This window comes from Pseudomonas sp. GM24 (genome assembly GCF_000282235.1).
Lineage (GTDB): Bacteria > Pseudomonadota > Gammaproteobacteria > Pseudomonadales > Pseudomonadaceae > Aquipseudomonas.
Map to the genome: position 1 here is coordinate 1 of NZ_AKJR01000052.1, position 3,890 is coordinate 3,890.

Genomic DNA, 3,890 nt, shown 5'->3' on the forward strand with positions numbered 1-3,890 from the left:
GGCAGCTCCTACAGGGTGTACGCCATTCAACTGTAGGAGCTGCCGAAGGCTGCGATCTTTTGATCTTATCCCCGTATAATCGCGCTCTTTTTCCCGAAGGCACCCCGCTCGTGGCAGACAAACGGTACAGCTGCATTGGTTTGTATAACCCCAAATCACCGGAGAACGTCGGTTCGGTGATGCGCGCCGCAGGCTGCTATGGCGTGGCGTCGGTGTTCTACACCGGCAAGCGTTATGAACGCGCCGCCGACTTCGTCACTGACACCAAACGCGTGCACTACGACATCCCGCTGATCGGCATCGACGATCTGAAAAAGATTCTCCCGCTCAACTGCGTGCCCGTCGCCGTGGAACTGGTCGAGGGCGCCCGCCCGCTGCCGGAATACACTCACCCGGATCGCGCCCTGTACATCTTCGGCCCCGAAGACGGCTCGCTGGATAAAGAGATTCGCGACTGGTGCGAAGACGTCGTGTACATCCCGACCACCGGCTGCATGAACCTCGCCGCGACGGTCAACGTCGTGCTCTATGACCGCATGGCCAAGGGCTTGAACACTCGCTCCGGGCCAAAATTCCGCTAAAACATCGCATATTCGATGGAACGAGCTGACCGCTCTGGCAGTCAGCTAATTTATCCATTACTCATTGCCTGGAGAAAGATCATGACCGAGCTCAAACGCGTCGAACGTATCGAATCCACCCCGTTCCAGAGCCGTTCCGAGCAGAACGTCGAAGGCTGGGAGCGCATCGGCTCGCTGGCTGGCGGCGTGATCATGGTCGGCAAAGGCCTGCGCCGCGGCGGGGTGTTCGGCTTGATTCAGGTGGCGATTGGCGGCGTGGCGATGGCGCGTGGGATTACCGGGCACAGTTCGGTGAAGAGCCTGATCGAGAAGAGTCGTCAGGACATGAACAATGTGCGCGCGAAGATCGAGCGGGCTGGGGAAGAGTTGAGCAAGCTGAAGGCGAATGCCGAGGCGGCGACCAGCACCGCTACGGTGACCGGCAATGATTCGGTGAAGTCGCCGAAAGCCGGGGTTTGATCCGAGATTTGCGGTGGGGCTGACGGCCTCATCGCTGGCAAGCCAGCTCCCACAGGTTCTGTGGAGACCACAGAATTTTTGCCCAGCCCCAAATCGGCTTATGGGTTGTGCACTGATTTTGTGCCCATCCCAAAACACTGTGGGAGCTGGCTTGCCAGCGATAGCGGTGTCACTGTAGCAATGCGGTATCAAGCACTTTGGACGACTCGCCAAGCACGCTCTCGGCCAGTTGCACAAACTCCTTGGTACTCACCGTCCCCAGATGCATCGCCCCACGCAAGACATCATCCAGCGAACGCTTGTTGCGCGTCTTCAAGCGAATCTCGCGATCCAGCTCCTGCAATACCACCACCGCCTTCGAAACCTGTGCCGGGCTGATCTGCTCGCCGCGCAAGGTCGTGACTTTCTGGCTGTCCCTGGCCAGTTTCGCCTGCAAACTTTGATAACGCTCATCGCTCATGCCACCGGCGCGGCGCACCAGTTCAATGGCGTAATACTCGGCAAAACCCTCGCTGATCCAGTCGCTGCGCTGCTCGTCGTTGATCCGCCCGAACACCTGCGCCAGCTCACGCACCAGCGCGCTGCTGCCGCTTTCGCTGACCAGCGGCAACCGTGTGTTCACGTAGATGGATTCATGCGCACCGAGGCTGCCGCGCCACATCGGGTCGTTGGCGCCGACGATCAACAGTTTGGCCGGATGTCGTGGATAAACCGCCTGCACCTGCGGCCAGACGAACGTGAGCAATGTCAGCACGTCCATTCGACGCATGCCCTGGCCCTGCGGTGAGGCCACGGTGACCTCGGTTTCACCCAAGCGAGTGCGGCGGCTGCCGAGGTGGCCGGCGAGCATCCACCCGGTCGGGCGGTCGAACAGGCGTGAAGGGTTGTCGATGCGGAATTTGTTTTTGCCGATGCGCGGCCAAGCGGTTTCGATGCTCTTCCAACCGTCGGGCAATTCGAATTGCAGACGCGCGACCAGTTCGGTGCCGTCCTGTTGATCGAGTTTGGCTGGCGGTACCAGTTCGTCGCCACGCATCAACGCCCAAGTCGGGGTCATGCGCGTGTCGAAACTACCGTTCTTGCGGCCGTGGCTGATGCGCACGCGGTAGCTCAGGCTGGACTTTTCGCTGGCGGGACGCCAGACCCCGCGCGCCTGTTTACCCGGGCTCAGCAGCCACTGGCCGTCAGCCTTGAAGTCGCTGTAATGGCTGCCGTCGCCAAGATCGAAATCGAGACTGCGCACCGCCTCACCTTTGGCCAGGGTCAGACGCACCTCGGCCTGATCACTTTGTGGCAACAGGCGCACGTGATAATCCAGATCGACTTTCTTCGCCGCCCAGACCGGCGCACTCAGTGCCAGCAGCGCGATCATCAACGCCCGCTGCAATCCGACAGCCATACACACTCCCTGGTAAAGCTTGCGTGCGCAGGGATCAGCCTGCGCGGAAAATCAGGTGATCTTCCCAGTCATCCTCCGGCACACTGCCTTCAGCGAGCATGCGCCCGGATTGGGAGATCCGTTCATGGTGCACCGCATCGCGGTCACCGCACACCAAGTGGTGCCACAGCGGCAGATCCTTGCCTTCGCTGACCAGTCGATAACCACAGGTCGGCGGCAGCCATTTGAATTCTTCAGCCTGGCCCGGGGTGAGCTGGATGCAATCCGGGACAAACTTCAGGCGATTCGGATAATCGCTGCACTGACAGGTTTTAAGGTCCAGCAGTTTGCAGGCGATGCGCGTGTAGTAAACGCTGTTGTCTTCCTCATCCTCGAGCTTTTGCAGGCAGCACAGACCACAGCCGTCGCACAGCGATTCCCATTCCTGGTGATCCAGTTGATCGAGGGTTTTGCGTATCCAGAACGGTTCGACTTTGGCGACCATGGCTCAAGCATCAACATCAGGTGGTGAAAAGGCCGCCAGTCTAGTGCTCAAGGCCTTGCGGGCCAAGCGTTGGCGACTGCCGGTTATGCGGGACTTGTCAGTTTTTGTGGCGGCGCGTAGCTTTGCCAGTCGCAAGGAGCCTTGCCCGCAAGCCATTAACGCTCGACCGCGTTGCATTGTGGTGAACCCTCAGGCTCGGAAACCCCATCGTTCAGCGCAACTGATCCCGCCGGGTTTTCATTCAAATCCCTGACTCAAACGTAGCAAGGAATCTCTCGATGAGTGCCAACCCTCGCGTTGCCGATTACGCCATTCACCCACAATTCACCGACCGCTGGTCGCCGCGCGCCTTTACCGGCGAAGCGATTCCAGAAGAAACGCTGCTGAGCTTCTTCGAAGCGGCACGCTGGGCGCCCTCGGCGTACAACTCGCAACCTTGGCGCTTTCTGTACGCGCGTCGCGATACGCCAAACTGGGAGCGTTATCTGGGCCTGTTGAATGAGTTCAACCGTAGCTGGGCGCAGCATGCGTCGGCGCTGGTGATCGTGATTTCGAAAACCACGTTCACTGCACCGGGCGCCAGCGAAGAAACTCCAGCGTTGTGGCACACCTTCGACACCGGTTCGGCGTGGGGTCATCTGGCGCTGCAAGCGAGCCTCAGCGGCTGGCACACCCACGGCATGGCCGGGTTCGATCAGGAGCTGACGCGCAAGGAGCTGAACATACCTGAAGGTTATGCACTGCACGCGGCGGTGGCCGTTGGCAAACTCGGTGACAAGGCAACGCTGGCTGAATACCTGCAGGCCCGTGAAGAGCCGAGCCCGCGTCGCCCGCTGAGCGAACTGGCGGCGGAAGGCGACTTCACCCTCTAAGCCACAGCGCAAATGATCGTTCCCACGCTCCGCGTGGGAACGACTCAAGGGACGCTCCGCGTTCCAATGGGACGCGGAGCGTCCCCGGCTGCATT

5 protein-coding genes are annotated in these 3,890 nt (G+C 60.3%); 3 read left to right on the plus strand and 2 right to left on the minus strand.

Annotated elements, in window-relative coordinates; translation table 11 throughout:
• Positions 1–110: 110 nt before the first annotated feature.
• On the plus strand, positions 111–581 hold the full coding sequence (locus PMI23_RS08555) for an RNA methyltransferase (protein ID WP_007911337.1): 471 nt from the start codon (positions 111–113) through the stop codon (positions 579–581).
• 81 nt (positions 582–662) lie between these two features.
• A complete protein-coding gene (locus PMI23_RS08560; protein WP_007911338.1) occupies positions 663–1,040 on the plus strand; it encodes a YgaP family membrane protein in 378 nt (125 codons plus the stop codon).
• Between the two features lie 169 nt (positions 1,041–1,209).
• Here the strand turns inward: PMI23_RS08560 and PMI23_RS08565 are convergent, their stop codons facing one another.
• Both PMI23_RS08565 and PMI23_RS08570 read right to left on the minus strand, forming a co-directional pair.
• Positions 1,210–2,439, minus strand: a complete 1,230-nt coding sequence (locus PMI23_RS08565) for a hypothetical protein (protein ID WP_007911339.1) — start codon at positions 2,437–2,439, stop codon at positions 1,210–1,212.
• 34 nt (positions 2,440–2,473) lie between these two features.
• The gene (locus PMI23_RS08570) at positions 2,474–2,923 is read right to left on the minus strand and encodes a YcgN family cysteine cluster protein (protein WP_007911343.1); all 450 of its coding nucleotides are present in this window, start codon (positions 2,921–2,923) and stop codon (positions 2,474–2,476) included.
• 278 nt (positions 2,924–3,201) lie between these two features.
• Here PMI23_RS08570 and PMI23_RS08575 point away from each other — a divergent pair, with 278 nt between their 5' ends.
• Positions 3,202–3,795, plus strand: a complete 594-nt coding sequence (locus tag PMI23_RS08575) for a nitroreductase family protein (protein ID WP_007911345.1) — start codon at positions 3,202–3,204, stop codon at positions 3,793–3,795.
• Positions 3,796–3,890 lie beyond the last annotated feature (95 nt).